Genomic DNA, 21,692 nt, shown 5'->3' with positions numbered 1-21,692 from the left:
AGTTTATTTCTCCGCCGCAGCGGTGGACTGTGGCCGCTGGATGGCCGCCACCTGATGTTCAAGGTCGCTCAGTCGTTGGCGAAGCTGTTGTATATCCGTCTCTTTTTCAGGTTCGTCGGGGTCCGTATTCGCCTTATGCTGCATGCCCCAACCGCGCTCAGGCCGGTACAGCGTGGCCCATATCCATAAAAACGGCCAGATGACGTGGAGCGTAAAAAGACTGACCCATCCGGCGACATGAATAGCATCGGAATGGGGGTGGTTGCGTTTTTTGGCAATCAAATAAGGAATATCGTGAATAATGATAATTCCATAAAAAATGACCAGAAAAACGAAGATCAGAACGCCCAGCGCAAAAAAATTGAGAAACATAATTCCCTCGGCTTTACGCTAATAATTTATATAAATTTTAATCACGGCCCACTGATATCCGGACCGCTGATTTGAGCATAATTCACCCCTTTCATTTTTGCCATCCGGCGGAAAAAAGTTATTTAACAAACATGGTTGCTTAGTTACAGCGCCGCCTCGCCCTGGCCGCAAAACCGGGCCGAGATCACAGCGGCAAAAATCCACCATGAAATTCTTTGTGATCAAAATCACAAACAAACAACAAAAACACGAAACATAATTGTGACAAATATCACACAAAAACGCAGATTAGCGGCAAAAACGGCGGTCTGTTGTTTTTTTACACAGCCATTATGTGATCGTAATCACTACAAAACCCTCTCCGCCCCCTATATTCATGTGATCTAACTCACACTTAAGGGCGCTGGCTGGACAGCTAAACGATTCAGTGCCAGATTTCGCACTATCAATCAGGGCCCGGCTACCTCTGCCGCCACATTAACAACAAACCTCGGGCTTTTAGCCTGCGCGATACGCAAAACAGAAGAAGGGGTGTTTTATGTCATCCGATATCAAGATCAAAGTGCAAAGCTTTGGTCGTTTTCTCAGCAATATGGTGATGCCGAATATCGGCGCGTTTATCGCGTGGGGTATCATCACCGCGCTTTTCATTCCGACAGGGTGGTTGCCAAACGAAACGCTGGCGAAGCTGGTCGGTCCGATGATCACCTACCTGCTGCCGCTGCTGATCGGTTACACCGGCGGTAAATTAGTCGGCGGCGAACGTGGCGGCGTGGTCGGGGCGATCACCACCATGGGCGTTATCGTCGGCGCGGATATGCCGATGTTCCTCGGCTCCATGATCGCCGGCCCGCTGGGCGGCTACTGCATCAAGAAATTCGATAACTGGGTAGACGGTAAGATCAAATCCGGTTTTGAAATGCTGGTGAATAACTTCTCCGCCGGCATCATCGGGATGATCCTCGCCATTCTCGCCTTCCTCGGCATCGGCCCGGCGGTAGAAGTTCTGTCGAAAATTCTGGCGGCTGGCGTTAACTTCATGGTGGCGCACGACATGCTGCCGCTGGCGTCTATCTTCGTGGAACCGGCAAAAATCCTGTTCCTCAATAACGCCATCAACCACGGTATCTTCTCGCCGCTGGGTATTCAGCAGTCCCACGAGCTGGGTAAATCCATCTTCTTCCTGATTGAAGCTAACCCGGGTCCGGGGATGGGCGTTCTGCTGGCGTACATGTTCTTTGGCCGCGGCAGCGCTAAACAGTCTGCAGGCGGGGCGGCTATCATCCACTTCCTGGGGGGTATCCATGAAATCTACTTCCCGTACGTGCTGATGAACCCACGTCTGATCCTGGCCGTTATCCTCGGCGGGATGACCGGTGTCTTCACCCTGACCATCCTCAACGGCGGTCTGGTCTCTCCGGCTTCCCCGGGCTCTATCCTGGCGGTGCTGGCGATGACGCCGAAAGGGGCCTACTTCGCGAACATCGCAGCCATTATCGCCGCGATGGCGGTCTCCTTCGTCGTCTCTGCGGTTCTGCTCAAGACCAGCAAAGTCAAAGAAGAAGACGATATCGAAGCCGCGACCCGTCGTATGCATGACATGAAAGCGGAATCCAAAGGCGCCAACCCGCTGGCGGCTGGCAATGTCACCAACGACCTGAGCCATGTGCGTAAAATCATCGTCGCCTGCGACGCCGGGATGGGCTCCAGCGCCATGGGCGCCGGGGTACTGCGCAAGAAAGTGCAGGATGCCGGCCTGAGCAACATCTCGGTCACCAACAGCGCCATCAATAACCTGCCGCCGGATGTTGACCTGGTGATCACCCACCGCGACCTGACCGAGCGCGCCATGCGCCAGGTACCGCAGGCGCAGCATATTTCGCTGACCAACTTCCTCGACAGCGGTCTGTACACCAGCCTGACCGAGCGTCTGGTGGCGGCCCAGCGCCACATCGACAACGAAGTTAAAGTCACCGATAGCCTGAAAGACAGCTTTGATGATACGGACAAAAACCTGTTCAAGCTGGGTGCGGATAACATCTTCCTCGGTCGCAAAGCGGCCACCAAAGAAGAAGCCATTCGCTTCGCCGGCGAGCAGCTGGTGAAAGGCGGCTACGTCGAGCCGGAATATGTGCAGGCGATGCTGGACCGCGAAAAACTGACCTCGACCTATCTCGGCGAGTCCATCGCGGTGCCGCACGGCACCATCGAAGCGAAAGACCGCGTGCTGAAAACCGGCGTCGTCTTCTGCCAGTACCCGGAAGGAGTGCGCTTTGGGGAAGATGAAGACGATGTTGCCCGCCTGGTGATCGGCATCGCCGCCCGCAACAACGAGCACATTCAGGTGATTACCAGCCTGACCAATGCGCTGGATGACGAAACGGTGATTGAGCGCCTGGCGAACACCACCAGCGTCGACGACGTACTGGCGCTGCTGAATAAATAATCAGCGCTATCCAACCCTCTCCTTTGGGAGAGGGTTGGGGTGAGGGAAAAAGCCTCACCCCAGCCCTCTCAGGTAAAAACATTAATTGAAGGTTAATACTATGAAAGCATTACATTTTGGCGCAGGTAATATCGGACGTGGCTTTATCGGTAAACTGCTGGCTGACGCGGGCATCGACCTGACGTTTGCCGATGTCAATCAGACCGTACTTGATGCCCTGAATGCCCGTCATAGCTACCAGGTTCACGTCGTTGGCGAAAATGAGCAGGTGGATACCGTCTCCGGCGTGAATGCCGTCAGCAGCATTGGCGACGAGGTAGTGGAGTTGATCGCCAGCGTCGACCTGGTGACCACCGCCGTCGGTCCTGTCGTTCTTGAGCGCATAGCCCCGGCCATCGCCAAAGGGCTGGCGAAGCGCAAGGCGCAGGGCACTGAACGCCCGCTGAACATTATCGCCTGCGAAAACATGGTGCGCGGCACCACGCAGTTAAAAGGCCACGTATTTAACGCCCTGGCGGAGGAAGATAAGGCCTGGGTGGAAACCCATATCGGCTTCGTCGACTCCGCCGTTGACCGTATTGTGCCGCCATCGGCGTCCGCTACCCATGACCCGCTTGAAGTCACCGTGGAAACCTTCAGCGAATGGATCGTCGATAAAACCCAGTTCAAGGGCGAACTGCCGACCATCCCGGGAATGGAATTAACTGATAACCTGATGGCATTTGTCGAACGCAAGCTCTTCACCTTGAACACCGGGCATGCTATAACCGCCTACCTCGGAAAACTGGCGGGCCACCAGACGATTCGCGACGCGATCCTCGACGAGAAAATTCGGGCCGTCGTGCAGGGCGCGATGGAGGAGAGCGGCGCGGTGCTGATCAAACGCTACGCCTTTGACCCGCAGAAGCACGCGGCTTATATCCAGAAAATTCTTGGCCGTTTCGAGAACCCGTACCTGAAAGACGATGTCGAGCGCGTAGGCCGTCAGCCGCTGCGCAAACTGAGCGCCGGCGACCGTTTAATTAAGCCGCTGCTGGGTACGCTGGAATACGGCCTGCCGCACCGCAATCTGGTGAAAGGGATTGCGGCGGCGATGCATTTCCGTAGCGAAGACGATCCGCAGGCGCAGGAGCTGGCGACACTGATCGCCGACAAAGGGCCTCAGGCCGCGCTGGCGCAGATTTCCGGCCTTGACGCGGCAAGCGATGTCGTCGCGGAAGCCGTTAACGACTACAACGCGGTAAAATGATGCACAACCTGGCGCGGCCGACGTCGCGCCCATTACGACTCCTGTCAGATATGCAGGCAATGATGGAAGAAACACAAGCATTTGAAAACCGTGTGCTTGAGCGTCTGAATGCTGGCAAAACCGTACGAAGCTTCCTGATCGCCACCGTCGAGCTGTTAACGGAAGCGGTCAATATTCTGGTGCTTCAGGTGTTCCGTAAAGACGACTACGCGGTGAAATACGCCGTCGAGCCCTTGCTGGAGGGCAGCGGGCCGCTCGGCGATCTCTCAGTACGCCTGAAGCTGATTTATGGCCTTGGGGTGATAAGCCGTGCCGAATATGAAGACGCCGAGCTGCTGATGGCCCTGCGCGAAGAGCTTAATCACGACGGCAATGAGTACAGCTTTACCGACGACGAAATTATCGGTCCGTTCGGCGAACTGCACTGCGTCGCCGCCCTGCCGCCAACGCCGCAGTTTGATGACAGCGACGCCGAACTGCTGGCAATGCAGAAACTGCGTTACCAGCAGATGGTGCGTTCAACGATGGTGTTGTCCCTGACTGAGCTGATTTCACGAATCAGCTTAAAAAAAGCCTTCCAGAAATCAACGCTCTGATTCCGGCGCCGTCTGGTCGCAGGTCGGCCGGTAAAGCTGACGATAATATTCCAGACGCTGCAGAAACAACGCTTCCTTATCCTGAGGGATATCTCGCGGTACATGCTGCAGCCGCGGAGACTTTTTCAAATACTCCATAAACGCCTGACTGGAAGCCATAAAATCAACCGCTTTGTCGATTAAACGTGGTACGCCGTCGCCGATCTTTGCCATCACGTCCTCCTTTTGGGAATAATCTGATTAAGCATTAGCCAATTCACCGGCGTGGGTTAAGGAAAACGTGCTTATCTGCCGACAGGCTTCACAGAAATGAAATTAGCGCGGGTATCGGAAGGAATAATTATAAAATTCAAATTATTAGCAGATTAAGGTATTGTATTCTGACGGCGATAAACGGCGAATTTTTGATAAATAGCTATCAACAATAGCGGTCACGGCACATACTATAGGCGAATGAAGCCCCTTTATTAACAGATCAAATCACCATGAAAGAAGTCGAAAAGAATGAAATCAAACGTCTGAGCGATCGTCTCGACGCCATCCGCCACCAGCAGGCCGAGCTGTCGCTGGTGGAAGCTGCCGATAAATACGCGGAGCTGGAGAAAGAAAAAGCCACTCTGGAAACGGAGATTGAACGTCTGCGTTCCGTCCAGAGCCAGAAGCTGAGCAAAGAGGCGCAGAAGCTGATGAGCCTGCCGTTCCGCCGCGCGATTACCAAAAAAGAGCAGGCCGATATGGGTAAGCTGAAGAAAAGCGTCCGCGGCCTGGTGGTCGTCCATCCGATGACCGCCCTGGGCCGGGAAATGGGCCTGAAAGAGATGACCGGTTTCGCCCGCAGCGAATTCTGATCCCCAGCCCTCTCCGTTCGGAGAGGGTTATTCTGTCCTTCCCCCCCCCTTTTCGTTCCCTGCCCGGCCGATTGGTCCAACCAATAATTTTATCTACCCCCGGCAGTTCACAAATCCATCAAAATACATCACAAACCCGTTGCCTAAGAGCAACATCTGGTTAACCATTCGTTGTCATCAACCCTGCTATCCCTAATTGGCCGGGCCAATTTTACCTACGACGGGTCGGCAAAGAGCGCAGACTCAGCCCACCCGTCCTGGCGGCCCGATGGAGACCCTGCATGAATCTCTGGCAACAAAACTACGATCCCGCCGGTAATATCTGGTTATCCAGTCTTATCGCATCGCTACCGATTCTGTTTTTCTTTTTTGCGCTGATAAAGCTCAAACTGAAAGGCTATCTCGCCGCTACCTGGACCGTTGCGATCGCCCTGGCCGTCGCATTGCTGTTCTATAAAATGCCGGTGGACCGCGCCCTGGCCTCGGTGGTGTATGGCTTCTTCTACGGACTGTGGCCCATCGCCTGGATTATTATTGCCGCAGTCTTCGTCTATAAAATCTCGGTGAAGACCGGACAGTTCGACATTATCCGCTCGTCGATCCTGTCGATTACGCCTGACCAGCGCCTGCAGATGCTGATCGTCGGCTTCTCGTTCGGCGCCTTTCTCGAAGGGGCGGCGGGATTTGGCGCGCCGGTGGCGATTACCGCGGCGCTGCTGGTCGGCCTCGGGTTTAACCCGCTGTATGCCGCAGGCCTGTGCCTGATCGTCAACACCGCGCCGGTGGCCTTCGGCGCGATGGGCATCCCGATCCTGGTAGCCGGTCAGGTGACCGGTATCGACAGCTTCGCCATCGGCCAGATGGTGGGTCGCCAGCTGCCGTTCCTGACCATTATCGTGCTGTTCTGGATCATGGCGATTATGGACGGCTGGCGGGGCATCAAAGAGACCTGGCCGGCGGTGATGGTCGCAGGCGGCTCGTTCGCTATCGCCCAGTACCTCAGCTCTAACTTCCTTGGCCCGGAGCTGCCGGACATCATCTCATCGCTGGTCTCCCTGGTCTGCCTGACCCTGTTCCTCAAACGCTGGCAGCCGGTGCGCATCTTCCGCTTTGGCGATATCGGCGCCTCGCAGGTGGATATGACGCTGGCCCGCACGCGCTACACCGCGGGACAAGTGATCCGCGCCTGGTCGCCGTTCCTGTTCCTGACCGCCACCGTGACCCTGTGGAGCGTGCCGCCGTTCAAAGCGCTGTTCGCACCGGGCGGCGCGATGTATGACTTCGTCATCAATATTTCGGTGCCGTTCCTCGATAAAATGGTCGCACGCATGCCGCCGGTGGTCAGCGCCGCGACGCCTTACGCCGCCATCTATAAGTTTGACTGGCTGTCGGCAACCGGCACCGCCATTCTGTTCGCCGCCCTGCTGTCCATCGTCTGGCTGCGCATGAAGCCGAAAGACGCGCTGACCACCTTCGCCGGAACGCTGAAGGACCTGGCGCTGCCGATCTACTCTATCGGCATGGTGCTGGCGTTCGCCTTTATCTCCAACTACTCCGGGCTGTCGTCGACCCTGGCCCTGGCGCTGGCCCATACCGGCCACGCGTTTACCTTCTTCTCGCCGTTCCTGGGCTGGCTGGGGGTATTCCTGACCGGTTCGGACACCTCGTCTAACGCCCTGTTCGCCGCGTTGCAGGCAACGGCGGCGCAGCAGATTGGCGTCTCCGATATCCTGCTGGTCGCGGCCAATACCACCGGCGGCGTCACCGGCAAGATGATTTCCCCGCAGTCGATCGCCATCGCCTGCGCCGCGGTAGGCCTGGTGGGTAAAGAGTCGGATCTGTTCCGCTTTACCGTCAAACACAGCCTGATCTTCACCTGCATGGTGGGTCTGATCACTACGCTGCAGGCCTACGTTTTAACCTGGATGATACCGTGATAGTGATGCCTAAACGCCTGGCCGACGACGTGGCGCGTCGCGTCCGGGCGCTGATTGAAGAACAACAGCTGGAGGCGGGCATGCGACTGCCCGCCGAGCGCCAGCTCGCCGCTCAGCTCGGCGTCTCGCGCAATTCCCTGCGCGAAGCGCTGGCGATGCTGGTCAATGAAGGGGTGCTGCTGAGCCGTCGCGGCGGCGGCACTTTCGTCCGCTTTCAGCATGAGCCGTGGTCGGAGCAAAACATCGTCCAGCCGCTGAAGACGCTGCTGGCCGATGACCCTGACTACAGCTTCGACATCCTCGAGGCCCGCCACGCCATCGAAGCCAGCACCGCGTGGCACGCGGCGATGCGGGCCACCGACGCCGATAAAGAAAAAATTCGCCTGTGCTTTGAAGCGACCCAGAGCGAAGACCCGGATATCGCCTCGCAGGCGGACGTCCGCTTTCATCTGGCCATCGCCGAAGCCTCGCATAACGTGGTGCTCCTGCAAACCATGCGCGGCTTTTTCGACCTGCTGCACTCCTCCGTCAAGCAGAGCCGTCAGCGGATGTATCTGGTGCCGCCGGTTTTTGCCCGCCTGACCGAACAGCACCAGGCCGTCATGGAGGCGATTGTCGCCGGCGACGCCGAGGCGGCGCGCCAGGCGATGATGGCCCACTTAGGTTTTGTCCACGCCACCATTAAACGTTTTGATGAAGACCAGGCCCGCCAGGCGCGAATTACCCGCCTGCCCGGCGATGCTATTGATAATTCCAGGGAGAATTCGTGATGATTATTTCCGCCGCCAGCGACTATCGCGCCGCCGCCCAGCGTATCCTGCCGCCGTTCCTGTTCCACTATATCGACGGCGGGGCTTACGCCGAACATACCCTGCGCCGCAACGTCGAGGACCTTTCCGACGTGGCGCTGCGCCAGCGTATTCTGCGCAATATGTCGGACCTGAGCCTCGAGACCACCCTCTTCAACGAGAAGCTGGCGATGCCGACGGCGCTGGCGCCGGTGGGGCTGTGCGGAATGTACGCCCGCCGCGGCGAAGTGCAGGCCGCCGGCGCAGCGGATGACAAAGGCATTCCGTTTACCCTCTCCACCGTTTCCGTCTGCCCGATCGAAGAGGTCGCCCCGACCATCAAGCGGCCGATGTGGTTCCAGCTGTATGTTCTGCGCGACCGCGGCTTTATGCGCAATGCGCTGGAGCGCGCGAAGGCGGCGGGTTGTTCAACGCTGGTCTTTACCGTCGATATGCCGACTCCCGGCGCCCGCTACCGCGACGCCCATTCCGGCATGAGCGGCCCGAACGCCGCCCTGCGCCGCTACTGGCAGGCGGTCACCCATCCGCAGTGGGCATGGGACGTAGGCCTCAACGGCCGTCCGCACGATCTGGGGAATATCTCCGCCTATCTCGGCCAGCCGACCGGCCTGGAGGATTACATCGGCTGGCTGGCGAATAACTTCGATCCGTCGATTTCATGGAAAGACCTCGAGTGGATCCGTGATTTCTGGGACGGACCGATGGTGATCAAAGGGATCCTCGACCCGGAGGACGCCCGCGACGCGGTACGCTTCGGCGCCGACGGCATTGTGGTCTCCAACCACGGCGGCCGCCAGCTTGACGGCGTGCTCTCCTCCGCCCGCGCCCTGCCGGCGATTGCCGACGCGGTGAAAGGCGACATTACCATTCTCGCCGACAGCGGCATCCGCAACGGTCTCGACGTCGTGCGCATGATCGCCCTGGGCGCCGACAGCGTACTGCTGGGCCGCGCTTACCTGTACGCCCTGGCGACCCATGGCAAGCAGGGAGTGGCGAATCTGCTGAATCTGATCGAGAAAGAGATGAAGGTGGCGATGACCCTGACCGGCGCAAAAACCATCGCGGACATTAGCCGTGATTCGCTGGTGCAGAACGCGGAGGCGCTGCAGACCTTCGATGCGCTGAAGCAGCATAACGCGGCATAAGCTGCGCCGTTTTGCTCTCCCCCGGCCCTCACCCTCAGGGAGAGGGCCGGGGTGAGGGTTGACCAAATATCTGCTATTCTGCCCCCCGCAATTAAGGGGGCAGTATGCTGAACATCGTGTTATTCGAACCAGAGATCCCGCCGAACACCGGGAATATTATCCGCCTGTGCGCCAACACGGGCTTCAGTCTGCATATCATTGAGCCCATGGGCTTCACCTGGGACGATAAGCGCCTGAGACGCGCCGGACTGGACTATCACGAGTTCACCGCCGTGCAGCGCCACGCCGATTACGCGGCGTTTATCGCCAGCGCGCAGCCGCAGCGTCTGTTCGCCCTGACCACCAAAGGTACGCCGGCGCACAGCGCGGTGAGCTATCAGGATGGCGATTTCTTGATGTTTGGTCCGGAAACCCGCGGTCTGCCGGCCAGCATCCTTGATGCCCTGCCGCCGGAGCAGAAAATTCGGATTCCGATGATGCCGGACAGCCGCAGCATGAACCTGTCAAACGCGGTGTCGGTGGTGGTGTACGAGGCCTGGCGGCAGCTGGGGTATCCAGGCGCCGTGCTGCGCAGCTAACTGACCCCTTCCCGGATGGCGGCGCACCGCGCCTTATCCGGGCGACATGCTGGGCGGGGAGAGATCGTAGGCCCGGTAAGCGCAGCGCCACCGGGCAAGACGTTAAATCCCGTCGCCGTACTCGAAAGTGTGGTGGATGCCGTTGAAATGCTGATCCATATCCATCGCCGGCTTGTCGCTCTCCGGCTTGCCGACGATACGCGCCGGCACGCCTGCGGCGGTGGTGTGAGGCGGAACCGGCTGCAATACCACCGAACCGGCGCCAATCTTCGCCCCACGCCCGACTTCGATATTGCCGAGGATTTTCGCCCCGGCGCCAATCATCACGCCTTCGCGAATTTTCGGGTGACGGTCGCCGCTGGTTTTACCAGTACCGCCAAGGGTGACCGACTGCAGAATAGAGACGTCATCCTCAATCACCGCCGTTTCGCCAACCACAATACCGGTGGCGTGGTCGAGCATAATCCCGCGGCCGATTTTCGCCGCCGGGTGGATATCCACCTGGAAAGAGACGGACACCTGGTTTTGCAGGAAAATCGCCAGCGCACGCCGGCCCTGAGTCCACAGCCAGTGGCCGATACGATAGGCCTGCAGGGCATGGAAACCCTTCAGATAGAGCAACGGCGTCGAGTATTTATCCACCGCCGGGTCACGCGTGCGCACCGCCTGAATATCGCAGGCCGCCGAGGCGATCATTTCCGGGTCGGCGGCGTAGGCTTCTTCCACCACTTCGCGAATGGCGATAGCCGGCATAATCGGGGAAGCCAGCTTATTGGCCAGCATATAGCTCAGCGCGCTGCCCAGATTTTCATGCTTGAGTAGCGTTGCGTGGTAAAAACTGGCGAGCATTGGCTCACAGTCCGCCAGAGCCCGGGCTTCGGCTTTAATATTATTCCAGACGATATCCAGTTCTTCACACGGCATTGCATACTCCAGGCGATATGGTAATGACCTACCAGTTCTGCGCTGGCAGGGTCATTCAGGTGACAAAGGAAAGCTAATTGCTGCTGCGCTCGTCCTTGCGGGCGCGACCCAATAAGGTCAATGCTGCCTCGCGCGCAATTTTTCCGCAATACAATACCTGATAAATTTCCTCGGTTATTGGCATTTCGACACCTAAACGCTGTGCCAGAACGCGAACTTCCTTGGTATTGCGGTAGCCTTCAACCACCTGGCCAATCTTTTCCTGGGCGCTTTGCACGTCCATCCCCTGGCCGAGCATCATGCCGAAGCGACGGTTACGGGACTGGTTGTCGGTGCAGGTGAGCACCAGGTCACCGAGACCGGCCATGCCCATAAAGGTTTCCGGGTCGGCGCCCAGCGCCGCGCCAAGGCGAGACATTTCCACCAGGCCACGGGTAATCAGCGCCGTCCGCGCATTGGCGCCGAAGCCGATGCCGTCCGACATCCCCGCCCCGATGGCGATGACGTTTTTCACCGCGCCGCCGAGCTGGACGCCGATAAAGTCCGGATTGATGTAGACGCGGAAGCTCTTGCCGCAGTGCAGCAGGTGCTGCAGATCCTCGGCAAACTGCGGATCCGTCGCCGCCAGCGAAATCGCCGTCGGCAGGCCGGCGGCCAGCTCTTTGGCGAAGGTTGGCCCGGAGATCACCGCCAGCGGGATATCATCGCCCAGCGCTTCACGCGCCACGTCCTGCAGCAGACGACCGGTTTCGGCCTCGAGACCTTTGGTCGCCCATACCAGACGCGCGTCAGGACGCATCAGCGGTTTAATCTGGCGTAACACCTGACCAAACACATGGCTTGGCACCACCACCAAAATATCGCGGCTGGCGGCCAGGGCGGTGGCCAGGTCGCTTTCAAGATGCAGCGTATCCGGGAAAGGCACATCGGGAAGGAACGCGGCGTTGCAGCGATCGTGTTGCAGCGTCGCGATATGTTTCGGGTCATGGCCCCAGAGCACAACGTGGTGGCCATTTCTTGCCAGGGTGATGGCAAGAGCGGTGCCGTAAGAGCCGGCACCGATCACAGTCATTGCAGCATTAAGTGCGTTCATCAGGCATCCTGATGTTGTTCTGCACCTTCGCCAGCCTGCTGCTGCAGATAGTTCATAAACAGCGCATCGAAGTTCACTGGCGCAAGGTTAAGTTGCGGGAAGGTACCGCGGGAAACCAGGCTGGTGATGCACTCGCGCGCGTACGGGAACAGAATGTTCGGGCAGTATGCGCCAAGGCAGTGCGCCATCTGGGTGCCTTCGATGCCGTCGATGGAGAAAATACCGCCCTGCTGTACTTCGCAGAGGAACGCGGTCTCTTCGCCCAGCGCGGCGGTCACGGTTACACGCAGCACCACTTCATAAACGCCTTCAGCCAGCTGGGTGGAGGCGGTATCCAGATCAAGTTTAACTTCCGGCTGCCAGTCTTTCTGGAAAACTTGCGGCGCGTTCGGCGCTTCAAAAGAGATATCTTTGGTATAGATACGCTGGATCTGGAAGGTCATTTCGGTGCTGTTTTGTTCTGACATAGTAAAACCCTTTCGTGTTGTCCTTAAATACGCGCTTCCGGCAGGGAAAGCGCGCAAAAATTAGCGCAAGAGGGGATCAAGTCCACCACGTGAATCAAGCGCATACAAGTCGTCACAGCCGCCAATGTGCTGCGCATCAATAAAAATCTGCGGAACCGTCGTCCGTCCGCTGCGCTGGATCATCTCCTCACGCTTCGCGGCATCGCCATCGATCGGCAACTCATGGAACGTTACGCCTTTGCTGTTCAGCAGCGCTTTCGCGCGGATGCAGAACGGGCAGGTCGCTTTGGTGTAGATCTCAATATTGGCCATGACTTCACTCCTGTTATTACCCTGAGGGTTTTACGCCGCAGCCTGTGTTCCCCTCACGTCAGGCGCGAAGGGGAAAACGCGGCGGCATCACCACGCGAGGTAAGTTATTTGCCGCGTACCAGAGGGAGGTTTTCGCCGCTCCAGCCAGCAATGCCCTCTTTCAGTACAAAGACTTTTTCAAACCCGGCTTTGTTCAGCGCGCTGGCTGGCTCTTGCGCCTGCATGCCGGAACCGTCTACCACAATAATGGGTTGCGATTTGTGTTTTTCCAACTCGCCGACGTTATTCGCTTTGATATCGCTGGGCAGCAGGTTGATGGCGCCGGCAATATGGCCTTTACGGAAATCGTCACGCTGACGCAGGTCGACCACCACCGCGTCTTCTTTATTGATAAGACGCGTCGCTTCACCACGGGTGATGACTTTAACTTTCGACATCAGGCCCTTGAAGGTGGTGAACAGCACCGCCCCCAGCAGCGCGATCCACGCGATGCTCAGAACAGGGTGACGGCCGATGAATTGCATAATTTCTTGCATGGGGGGTTACAACTCCCGACTAAGTGAGAAAAAAACCAGGAAAGGAGTATACCTGTGCCTTGCGGCAATTACAGCCAGTGAGCGCGATGTAATGTATTTTCTGCGGGCGGCGGCGAAAAAAAGCCGTTCTCGCTGACGCGCCGCGGCCCGGCCGCTCCCTTTCTTTGATCTTTCACGGGGATTTAAACGATTCAGCTGTAGTAAAATTACGCAAAATTTCTGTCTTTGAGCATGAGGTTGTCGCAATGTCGGTTACTAAAAAACCTATGGTACTGGTGATTCTGGATGGCTACGGCTATCGCGAAGACCAACAGGATAACGCCATTTACAGCGCTAAAACGCCGGTAATGGACGCCCTGTGGGCCAAACGTCCGCATACCCTGATCGATGCATCCGGCCTGGAAGTTGGCCTGCCGGACCGTCAGATGGGGAACTCCGAAGTGGGCCACGTCAACCTGGGCGCCGGTCGTATCGTCTATCAGGACCTGACCCGTCTCGATGTGGAAATTAAAGAACGCACCTTCTTCGCCAACCCGGTACTGACCGCCGCGGTCGATAAAGCGGTTGCCGCGGGTAAAGCGGTACATATCATGGGTCTGATGTCTCCGGGCGGCGTTCACAGCCATGAGGATCACATCATGGCGATGGTGGAGCTGGCGGCAGAGCGCGGCGCTGAGAAGATCTACCTGCACGCTTTCCTCGACGGTCGTGACACCCCACCGCGCAGCGCGGAAAAAACGCTGGCAAAATTCGAAGCCAAATTTGCCGCGCTGGGCAAGGGCCGCATCGCGTCGCTCATTGGCCGCTACTACGCCATGGACCGCGATAACCGCTGGGATCGCGTTGAGCAGGCTTACGATCTGATGACGCTGGCGAAAGGCGAATTCCAGGCCGATACCGCCGTCGCCGGCCTGCAGGCTGCCTACGCCCGTGACGAAAACGACGAGTTCGTGAAAGCGACCGTGATCCGCGCCGCCGGCCAGGCCGACGCCGCGATGGAAGATGGCGATGCGCTGATCTTCATGAACTTCCGTGCTGACCGCGCACGCGAAATCACCCGCGCCTTCGTCAACGCCGACTTCGACGGCTTTGCGCGTAAGAAAGTGGTTAACCTCGACTTCGTGATGCTCACCGAATATGCCGCCGACATCAAAGTGGCCTGCGCCTACCCGCCCGCCTCGCTGGCCAATACCTTCGGCGAGTGGATGGCGAAGCACGATAAAACCCAGCTGCGCATCTCCGAAACCGAGAAATACGCCCACGTCACCTTCTTCTTCAACGGCGGCGTAGAAGAGCCGTTCAAAGGCGAAGAGCGGATTCTGATTAACTCGCCGAAAGTGGCGACCTACGATCTGCAGCCGGAAATGAGCTCCGCCGAGCTGACCGAAAAACTGGTCGCGGCCATCAAAGGCGGCCAGTACGACACCATCATCTGTAACTACCCGAACGGCGATATGGTTGGCCATACCGGCGTGATGGAAGCGGCAGTGAAAGCCGTTGAAGCGCTGGATCACTGTATCGATCAGGTGGCGCAGGCGGTGGAATCCGTTGGCGGCCAGCTGCTGATCACCGCCGACCACGGTAACGCCGAACAGATGCGCGACCCGGCCACCGGTCAGGCGCACACCGCCCACACTAACCTGCCGGTTCCGCTGATCTACGTCGGTAACAAAGCGGTCAAAGCGGTCAATGGCGGCAAACTTTCAGACATCGCCCCGACCATGCTGTCGCTGATGGGAATGGAAATCCCGCAAGAGATGACTGGCAAGCCGCTGTTCATCGTGGAATAATCCTTCCCCATGAGGGGAAAGGCGACGTATTCAACTACATGGATCGCAACGGCAGTTCGATCCGTCCTTTACGCCAGCGCGCTCAGCGCTGGCGTATTACTGTGCGCGTCATCTGCGCACGCCGACGATCGCGATCAGCTAAAGTCCATCCAGGCCGACATCGCCGCCAGGCAGCGGGCGATTAAGCAACAGCAGCAGCAGCGCGCAAGCCTGCTCGCTCAGCTCAAAGCGCAGGAAGAGGCGATCGCCGCCGCGGCCCGCAAACTGCGCGAAACCCAGGACAGCCTGAACCAGCTCAATAAGCAGATTGACGAGATGAACGCTTCTCTCGCGAAGCTGGAGCGCCAGCGCGCGTCTCAGGAGCGTAACCTCGCCGCGCAGCTTGACGCGGCGTTCCGCCAGGGGCCGCATACCGGCATCCAGATGGTGCTGAGCGGTGAAGAGGGTCAGCGCAATCAGCGGATGCAGGTCTATTTCAGCTATTTCAACCAGGCCCGCCAGGAAACCATCGCGGAACTGAAGAAAACGCGCGAAGAGATGGCGGTGCAAAAGTCGATGCTCGAAGAGAAGCAGAGCCAGCAGCAGACGCTGGTCTACGAGCAAAAAGCCCAGCAGGCGAAGCTGGAGCAGGCGCGTAACGAACGGAAAAAGACCCTTTCCGGCCTGGAGTCCTCCATTCAGCGGGGTCAGCAACAGTTAAGTGAATTGCGGGCTAACGAATCGCGCCTACGCGGTCGTATCGCCCAGGCGGAGGCTGCCGCCAAAGCCCGTGCCGATCGGGAAGCTCGCGATGCGCAGGCGGTGCGCGACCGCCAGCAGGAAGCATCGCGCAAAGGCACCACCTATAAACCAACGGAAAGCGAGCGTTCGCTGATGTCACGCACCGGTGGGCTGGGCTCGCCGCGCGGTCAGGCGTTCTGGCCGGTTCGCGGTCCGCTCCTTCATCGATATGGCGAACAGCTGCAAGGTGAACTACGTTGGAAAGGGATGGTTATCGCCGCGTCTGAAGGCACCGAAGTCAGAGCGATTGCCGATGGTCGGGTCATTCTGGCCGACTGGCTGCAGGGCTATGGTCTGGTGGTGGTGGTCGAGCATGGCAAAGGCGACATGAGCCTGTATGGCTATAACCAAAGCGCGCTGGTCAGCGTCGGTACGCAGGTGCGTGCCGGTCAGCCTATCGCGCTCGTAGGCAGCAGCGGCGGTCAGGGCCGTCCGTCGCTCTATTTCGAAATTCGCCGCCAGGGTCAGGCGGTCAATCCACAGCCGTGGTTGGGAAGATAAGTTTTGCTTCAATTTCGCGCAATTGCTCTTGCCGTAGCCGGTTCGCTGGCTCTGGCGGCGCCAGCGTTCGCTGGCAAACTCTCCATCGTTATTGACGATTTTGGCTACCGCCCGCAGACCGAAAATCAGGTGCTGGCGCTGCCGTCCACTATCTCCGTCGCCGTGCTGCCGAACGCGCCGCACGCCCGGGAAATGGCCACGAAAGCGCATAATCTGGGCCATGAAGTGCTCATCCACCTGCCGATGGCGCCGCTCAGCAAACAGCCGCTGGAAAAAGACACCCTGCGTCCCGAAATGAGCAGCGAGGAGATCGAGCGCATCATCCGCGAGGCCTATGGCAAAGTCCCCTACGCCGTCGGGCTGAATAACCATATGGGCAGCGCGATGACCTCCAACCTGTTTGGCATGCAGAAGGTGATGCAGGCCCTGGAGCGCTACAATCTCTATTTTCTCGACAGCGTGACCATCGGCAATACCCAGGCCATGCGCGCCGCGCAGGGCACCGGGGTGAAGGTGATTAAGCGTAAGGTGTTTCTGGACGATACGCAGAATGAAGCCGATATCCGCACCCAGTTCAACCGCGCCATCGCCCTGGCGCGGCGTAACGGTTCGGCGATAGCCATTGGCCATCCGCATCCGACGACGGTGCGGGTGCTGCAGCAGATGGTCTATAACCTGCCGCCGGATATCACGCTGGTGCGCCCGAGCAGCCTGCTCAACGAGCCGCAGGTCGACAACTCGACGCCAAACTACGCTCAGCCGCCTGTGCAACAAACGCCGCCGCAGCAGCAGAAGCCGCGTAATCCGTTCCACGGCGTGAAGTATTGCAAGCCGAAGCGCCCGCTGGAGCCCGTGAACGCCAGCCGCTTCTTCACTATCCTCAGCGACAGCATTAGCCAGAGCGCGCTGGTCCAGTACTATCGCCTCAAATGGCAGGGCTGGGACAATCCCGGCAGCTAGACCACTCAGGGGTCCGTTCGCTTTTGCGCGACGGGCGCCTGGTTATCTTCGTGGGCGTACCACGCCTTAAAATATTTGAGAAAGCTGTAAAACGTGGCGTACAGGCCGGTGACCACGCCGACTTTGCCATAGCGCCACGCCCCGCTGAACAGATACCACTTAAAGAAAGCGCCAATGGCGCTGACGATCCCCCGCGTCAGCGAAGGTGTGATCTGCTGGTGCTTCACCAGCCGGGTGGTATAGCTGTTCAGCTTATTAAACACTTCATGCAGCGAATAAAAGGTGTCATGGCGTACAAAGCCCGGCAGCCTGACGGAGCGCGCGTGTCCGACCACCTGGTCATCCACCGGCCGGTCGTTAAACCGCGCCTGCTGGCGGTTAAAGAGGCGCACCGGGTAATCCGGCGAGGAAATAGGGTAGATCGTCCGCACCTGCGTGCCGAGGACAAACCAGTAGCGCGGCAAACGCCAGGCGCAGGCCGGGTCAGGCTCCTCCCCCGCTTTTAGCGCCTGAATGGCCGCCACGACGTCGTTATCAAGAATTTCATCGCTGTCCATGCACAGCACCCAGTCATGGCTGGCCAGCCCGATGGCATAGTTCATCTGCGCGCCGTGGGCTTTATAGGCATGGTGATGGACGGTGAGACCAAACTGCTGACAAATAGAGACCGTTTCGTCGGTGCTACCGGAGTCGACGACAATACACTCATCGGCCACCTTCAGCAGCGGGGGCAGCACCTCCATGAGCAGACGTGCGGAGTTACAGGTCAGTAAGCATACGGAGAGTTTAAGCATGATCGTTTCAAAGTTAAACCGCGACTAAACACACTGTATAAGCGAATAACCGTAAAATCGATGTAGAAATTGTGCGCTTGATATTAAGCAGGCTAAAAATGTTATCCAAATCTAAATTAAGGCGCCCGCAGGCGCCTTTTTTGCTGATGTTTACAACAGACCGGAGGCGTTATTCCCAGCTCAGAACCACTTTACCGGACTGACCGGAGCGCATGGCGTCAAAGCCCTTCTGGAAGTCGTCAATGCCGAAGCGGTGGGTGATGATCGGCGAAAGATCCAGGCCAGACTGGATCAGCGCCGCCATCTTGTACCAGGTTTCGAACATTTCGCGACCATAGATCCCTTTGATAAACAGCCCCTTGAAGATGACCTTGGTCCAGTCGATGGACATATCCGACGGCGGGATACCCAGCATCGCGATACGGCCGCCGTGGTTCATGGTATCCAGCATGCTGCGGAACGCCGGCGGCGCGCCGGACATCTCCAGACCCACGTCGAAACCTTCGGTCATCCCCAGCTCGGCCATCACGTCGTTGAGGTTCTCTTTCGCCACGTTCACCGCGCGGGTGACGCCCATTTTGCGCGCCAGATCGAGACGGTACTCGTTAACGTCAGTGATCACCACGTTACGCGCGCCGACGTGTTTCGCCACCGCCGCCGCCATCACGCCGATCGGACCGGCGCCGGAGACCAGCACGTCTTCCCCCACCAGATCGAAGGAGAGCGCGGTGTGCACGGCGTTGCCGAATGGGTCGAAGATGGACGCCAGGTCATCAGAGATATTGTCGGGAATTTTAAAGGCGTTAAAGGCCGGGATCACCAGATACTCGGCAAAGCAGCCCGGGCGGTTGACGCCCACGCCGATGGTGTTGCGGCACAGGTGGGTACGGCCCGCGCGGCAGTTACGGCAGTGACCGCAGGTGATATGCCCTTCGCCGGAGACGCGGTCGCCAATCTTAAAGCCGCGCACTTCCTGGCCAATCCCCACCACTTCGCCGACATATTCGTGCCCGACCACCATCGGCACCGGAATGGTCTTCTGCGACCACTCATCCCAGTTGTAGATGTGCACGTCGGTCCCGCAAATGGCGGTCTTGCGGATTTTAATCAGCAGATCGTTATGGCCGACTTCCGGTTCCGGTACGTCGGTCATCCAGATGCCTTCTTCCGCTTTCAGTTTGGATAACGCTTTCATCTCACACCCTTATTAGGCGATGACGCCCAGTTGTTTGCCGATGCGGGTAAAGGCTTCCACCGCACGCTCAATTTGTTCAGGGGTATGCGCCGCCGACATCTGGGTGCGAATACGCGCCTGGCCTTTCGGTACCACCGGATAGAAGAAGCCGGTGACATAGATCCCTTCTTTCTGCAGTTCGCGGGCAAAGTTCTGCGCCACCACCGCTTCACCCAGCATCACCGGAATGATGGCGTGGTCGGCGCCCGCCAGGGTGAAGCCTGCCGCAGTCATTTTTTCACGAAACAGACGCGCGTTGGCCCACAGGCGATCGCGCAGGTCTGCGCCCTCTTCGACCATCTCCAGCACTTTGATGGAGGCGGCCACGATGGCCGGCGCCAGAGAGTTGGAGAACAGATACGGACGGGAACGCTGGCGCAGCCACTCGACCACCTCTTTGCGTGCGGCGGTGTAGCCGCCGGAGGCGCCGCCCAGCGCTTTACCCAGCGTGCCGGTGATGATGTCGACGCGCCCCATCACATCGCAGTATTCGTGGGAGCCGCGGCCGTTTTCGCCGACGAAGCCGACGGCGTGGGAGTCATCGACCATCACCAGCGCATCGTATTTATCCGCCAGGTCGCAAACGCCTTTCAGGTTGGCGATCACGCCGTCCATCGAGAAGACGCCGTCGGTGGCGATCAGCACGTGACGCGCGCCAGCGTCGCGGGCTTCTTTCAGACGCGCTTCCAGTTCCTGCATATCGTTGTTGGCATAGCGGAAGCGCTTCGCTTTACACAGGCGCACGCCGTCAATGATCGAGGCATGGTTCAGGGCGTCGGAGATAATGGCGTCTTCCGGGCCGAGCAGCGTTTCAAACAGGCCGCCGTTGGCGTCGAAGCAGGAGGAGTAGAGAATTGCGTCTTCCATACCGAGGAAATCCGCCAGCTTCTTCTCCAGCTGCTTGTGCGTATCCTGGGTGCCGCAGATGAAGCGTACCGAGGCCATCCCGAAGCCGTGGCTGTCCATACCGGATTTCGCCGCGTCGATCAGCGCCGGGTGGTTGGCCAGACCCAGATAGTTATTGGCGCAGAAGTTAATCACGTGGCTGTCGCCGACGGTAATGTCCGCCTGCTGCGCCGAGGTGATGATGCGCTCTTCTTTAAATAAGCCTTCGGCCCGAGCGGTCTCCAGATTGCTAGTTAACTGTTTGTAGAAATCACCACGCATTGCAACTCTCCAGATTCGGCAAAATTTGGCACATATTACCCAAAGCTATACGCTGATACGAGATGATGCAGGCCTGAATGAATTATTTGCAGCATAAATCACGTCAGCCCAGCACCTTATTCTGCGAATGGCTGTAGGCTTGCTCATGTGGTGATATGATATGAGCATTCATGTCCGGATTGTCTCCGGGCTCTCAACTTCAAAGGTACAGTTATGATCATCGTAACCGGCGGCGCAGGCTTTATCGGCAGCAACATCGTTAAAGCGCTGAATGACAAGGGCATTACCGACATTCTGGTTGTCGACAATCTGAAAGACGGCACCAAGTTTGTGAACCTGGTTGACCTGAACATCGCTGACTACATGGATAAAGAAGACTTTCTGATCCAGATTATGGCAGGCGAAGAGTTCGGCGACATTGACGCAATCTTCCACGAAGGCGCGTGCTCTTCCACCACGGAGTGGGACGGCAAGTACATGATGGACAACAACTATCAGTACTCCAAAGAGCTGCTGCACTACTGCCTGGAGCGCGAAATTCCGTTCCTGTACGCCTCTTCGGCGGCCACCTACGGTGGGCGCACCAGCGATTTCATCGAGTCTCGCGAGTATGAGCAGCCGCTTAACGTCTACGGCTACTCCAAATTCCTGTTCGATGAATACGTTCGTCAGATCCTGCCGGAAGCCAATTCGCAGATCGTCGGCTTCCGCTACTTCAACGTCTACGGGCCGCGCGAAGGCCACAAAGGCAGCATGGCGAGCGTCGCTTTCCACCTCAACACCCAGCTGAATAATGGCGAAAGTCCGAAACTGTTCGAAGGCAGCGACGGCTTCAAGCGCGACTTCGTCTACGTCGGCGACGTGGCTGACGTCAACCTGTGGTTCTGGGAAAACGGCGTTTCCGGCATCTTCAACCTCGGCACTGGCCGCGCGGAATCCTTCCAGGCCGTCGCCGACGCGACCCTGGCGTACCACAAAAAAGGCAGCATCGAGTACATCCCATTCCCGGACAAACTGAAAGGCCGCTACCAGGCGTTCACCCAGGCGGATCTGACTAACCTGCGTAAAGCGGGCTATGACAAACCGTTCAAAACCGTTGCCGAAGGCGTAACGGAGTATATGGCCTGGCTGAATCGGGATGCGTAAGAGATAAC

General features: G+C 58.2%; 22 protein-coding genes. 12 read left to right on the top strand and 10 right to left on the bottom strand.

The genetic code is table 11. The annotated features are described in order from the left end of the window. Positions 1-3: 3 nt before the first annotated feature. A complete protein-coding gene (locus LGM20_RS00845) occupies positions 4-372 on the bottom strand; it encodes a DUF3302 domain-containing protein (RefSeq protein ID WP_044525037.1) in 369 nt (122 codons plus the stop codon). Positions 373-910: 538 nt separating this feature from the next. Between LGM20_RS00845 and mtlA the strand changes: the two genes are divergently transcribed. The 3 genes from mtlA (at position 911) to mtlR (ending at position 4,663) form a co-directional block, all read left to right on the top strand. Further along, on the top strand, positions 911-2,818 hold the full coding sequence (gene mtlA / locus LGM20_RS00840; protein ID WP_044525038.1) for a PTS mannitol transporter subunit IICBA: 1,908 nt from the start codon (positions 911-913) through the stop codon (positions 2,816-2,818). A gap of 100 nt (positions 2,819-2,918) precedes the next feature. Further along, positions 2,919-4,067: a mannitol-1-phosphate 5-dehydrogenase gene (gene mtlD / locus LGM20_RS00835; protein WP_023291346.1), complete on the top strand. Its 1,149-nt coding sequence runs from the start codon at positions 2,919-2,921 to the stop codon at positions 4,065-4,067. Beyond that, positions 4,067-4,663, top strand: a complete 597-nt coding sequence (gene mtlR / locus LGM20_RS00830; RefSeq protein ID WP_002922401.1) for a mannitol operon repressor MtlR — start codon at positions 4,067-4,069, stop codon at positions 4,661-4,663. Before mtlD ends, mtlR begins: the two co-directional genes overlap by 1 nt. Here the strand turns inward: mtlR and LGM20_RS00825 are convergent. Further along, entirely contained in the window at positions 4,652-4,876 is a 225-nt protein-coding gene (locus tag LGM20_RS00825) for a hypothetical protein (RefSeq protein WP_044525039.1), read from the bottom strand. The genes mtlR and LGM20_RS00825 overlap by 12 nt on opposite strands. 272 nt (positions 4,877-5,148) lie before the next feature. Between LGM20_RS00825 and LGM20_RS00820 the strand changes: the two genes are divergently transcribed. The 5 genes from LGM20_RS00820 (at position 5,149) to trmL (ending at position 9,980) form a co-directional block, all read left to right on the top strand. Continuing rightward, the gene (locus tag LGM20_RS00820; protein ID WP_002922410.1) at positions 5,149-5,511 is read left to right on the top strand and encodes a YibL family ribosome-associated protein; all 363 of its coding nucleotides are present in this window, start codon (positions 5,149-5,151) and stop codon (positions 5,509-5,511) included. Between the two features lie 281 nt (positions 5,512-5,792). Beyond that, a complete protein-coding gene (gene lldP, locus LGM20_RS00815) occupies positions 5,793-7,448 on the top strand; it encodes an L-lactate permease (protein WP_044525040.1) in 1,656 nt (551 codons plus the stop codon). Then, positions 7,445-8,218 (top strand): transcriptional regulator LldR, encoded by a 774-nt coding sequence (lldR, locus tag LGM20_RS00810; protein ID WP_004205041.1) that lies wholly within the window; start codon positions 7,445-7,447, stop codon positions 8,216-8,218. Before lldP ends, lldR begins: the two co-directional genes overlap by 4 nt. Continuing rightward, complete coding sequence (gene lldD, locus LGM20_RS00805; RefSeq protein WP_004205042.1) at positions 8,218-9,402, top strand: FMN-dependent L-lactate dehydrogenase LldD; 1,185 nt, start codon at positions 8,218-8,220, stop codon at positions 9,400-9,402. Before lldR ends, lldD begins: the two co-directional genes overlap by 1 nt. A 104-nt stretch (positions 9,403-9,506) precedes the next feature. Further along, complete coding sequence (gene trmL / locus LGM20_RS00800; protein WP_023291348.1) at positions 9,507-9,980, top strand: tRNA (uridine(34)/cytosine(34)/5-carboxymethylaminomethyluridine(34)-2'-O)-methyltransferase TrmL; 474 nt, start codon at positions 9,507-9,509, stop codon at positions 9,978-9,980. A gap of 102 nt (positions 9,981-10,082) precedes the next feature. Here the strand turns inward: trmL and cysE are convergent, their stop codons facing one another. The 5 genes from cysE to LGM20_RS00775 all read right to left on the bottom strand — a co-directional run bounded on the left by cysE (position 10,083) and on the right by LGM20_RS00775 (position 13,312). Further along, on the bottom strand, positions 10,083-10,904 hold the full coding sequence (gene cysE / locus LGM20_RS00795) for a serine O-acetyltransferase (RefSeq protein ID WP_002922426.1): 822 nt from the start codon (positions 10,902-10,904) through the stop codon (positions 10,083-10,085). Positions 10,905-10,977: 73 nt separating this feature from the next. After that, on the bottom strand, positions 10,978-11,997 hold the full coding sequence (gene gpsA, locus LGM20_RS00790) for an NAD(P)H-dependent glycerol-3-phosphate dehydrogenase (RefSeq protein WP_004205045.1): 1,020 nt from the start codon (positions 11,995-11,997) through the stop codon (positions 10,978-10,980). Beyond that, entirely contained in the window at positions 11,997-12,464 is a 468-nt protein-coding gene (gene secB / locus LGM20_RS00785; protein ID WP_002922428.1) for a protein-export chaperone SecB, read from the bottom strand. Before secB ends, gpsA begins: the two co-directional genes overlap by 1 nt. Before the next feature lie 60 nt (positions 12,465-12,524). Next, entirely contained in the window at positions 12,525-12,776 is a 252-nt protein-coding gene (grxC, locus tag LGM20_RS00780; protein ID WP_002922429.1) for a glutaredoxin 3, read from the bottom strand. Positions 12,777-12,880: 104 nt separating this feature from the next. Then, positions 12,881-13,312 (bottom strand): rhodanese-like domain-containing protein, encoded by a 432-nt coding sequence (locus LGM20_RS00775; protein WP_023291350.1) that lies wholly within the window; start codon positions 13,310-13,312, stop codon positions 12,881-12,883. 245 nt (positions 13,313-13,557) lie between these two features. Here LGM20_RS00775 and gpmM point away from each other — a divergent pair, with 245 nt between their 5' ends. From gpmM to LGM20_RS00760, 3 genes are read left to right on the top strand one after another with little or no spacing between them, the layout of a single operon-like run. Then, on the top strand, positions 13,558-15,102 hold the full coding sequence (gpmM, locus tag LGM20_RS00770; protein WP_023291351.1) for a 2,3-bisphosphoglycerate-independent phosphoglycerate mutase: 1,545 nt from the start codon (positions 13,558-13,560) through the stop codon (positions 15,100-15,102). Positions 15,103-15,111: 9 nt separating this feature from the next. Further along, positions 15,112-16,383 (top strand): murein hydrolase activator EnvC, encoded by a 1,272-nt coding sequence (gene envC, locus LGM20_RS00765; RefSeq protein ID WP_023291352.1) that lies wholly within the window; start codon positions 15,112-15,114, stop codon positions 16,381-16,383. Between the two features lie 3 nt (positions 16,384-16,386). Beyond that, positions 16,387-17,343, top strand: a complete 957-nt coding sequence (locus tag LGM20_RS00760; protein ID WP_044525041.1) for a divergent polysaccharide deacetylase family protein — start codon at positions 16,387-16,389, stop codon at positions 17,341-17,343. A gap of 5 nt (positions 17,344-17,348) precedes the next feature. Here the strand turns inward: LGM20_RS00760 and LGM20_RS00755 are convergent, their stop codons facing one another. The 3 genes from LGM20_RS00755 to kbl form a co-directional block, all read right to left on the bottom strand. Then, a complete protein-coding gene (locus LGM20_RS00755; RefSeq protein ID WP_231792015.1) occupies positions 17,349-18,086 on the bottom strand; it encodes a glycosyltransferase family 2 protein in 738 nt (245 codons plus the stop codon). A gap of 220 nt (positions 18,087-18,306) precedes the next feature. After that, positions 18,307-19,332, bottom strand: a complete 1,026-nt coding sequence (gene tdh, locus LGM20_RS00750) for an L-threonine 3-dehydrogenase (RefSeq protein ID WP_044525042.1) — start codon at positions 19,330-19,332, stop codon at positions 18,307-18,309. A gap of 12 nt (positions 19,333-19,344) precedes the next feature. Next, positions 19,345-20,538 carry a glycine C-acetyltransferase gene (kbl, locus tag LGM20_RS00745; protein WP_017900044.1) on the bottom strand — a complete coding sequence of 398 codons (1,194 nt, stop codon included), beginning with the start codon at positions 20,536-20,538 and terminating at the stop codon, positions 19,345-19,347. Between the two features lie 213 nt (positions 20,539-20,751). Between kbl and rfaD the strand changes: the two genes are divergently transcribed. Then, positions 20,752-21,684, top strand: coding sequence for an ADP-glyceromanno-heptose 6-epimerase (gene rfaD / locus LGM20_RS00740; RefSeq protein WP_023291355.1), 933 nt, complete (start codon positions 20,752-20,754; stop codon positions 21,682-21,684). The last annotated feature ends 8 nt before the right edge of the window (positions 21,685-21,692 follow it).

Origin of the sequence: Klebsiella quasipneumoniae subsp. quasipneumoniae (genome assembly GCF_020525925.1) — a bacterium.
In the GTDB taxonomy this organism is placed as follows: domain Bacteria; phylum Pseudomonadota; class Gammaproteobacteria; order Enterobacterales; family Enterobacteriaceae; genus Klebsiella; species Klebsiella quasipneumoniae.
This window is presented reverse-complemented; position numbering and strand designations above follow the sequence as displayed.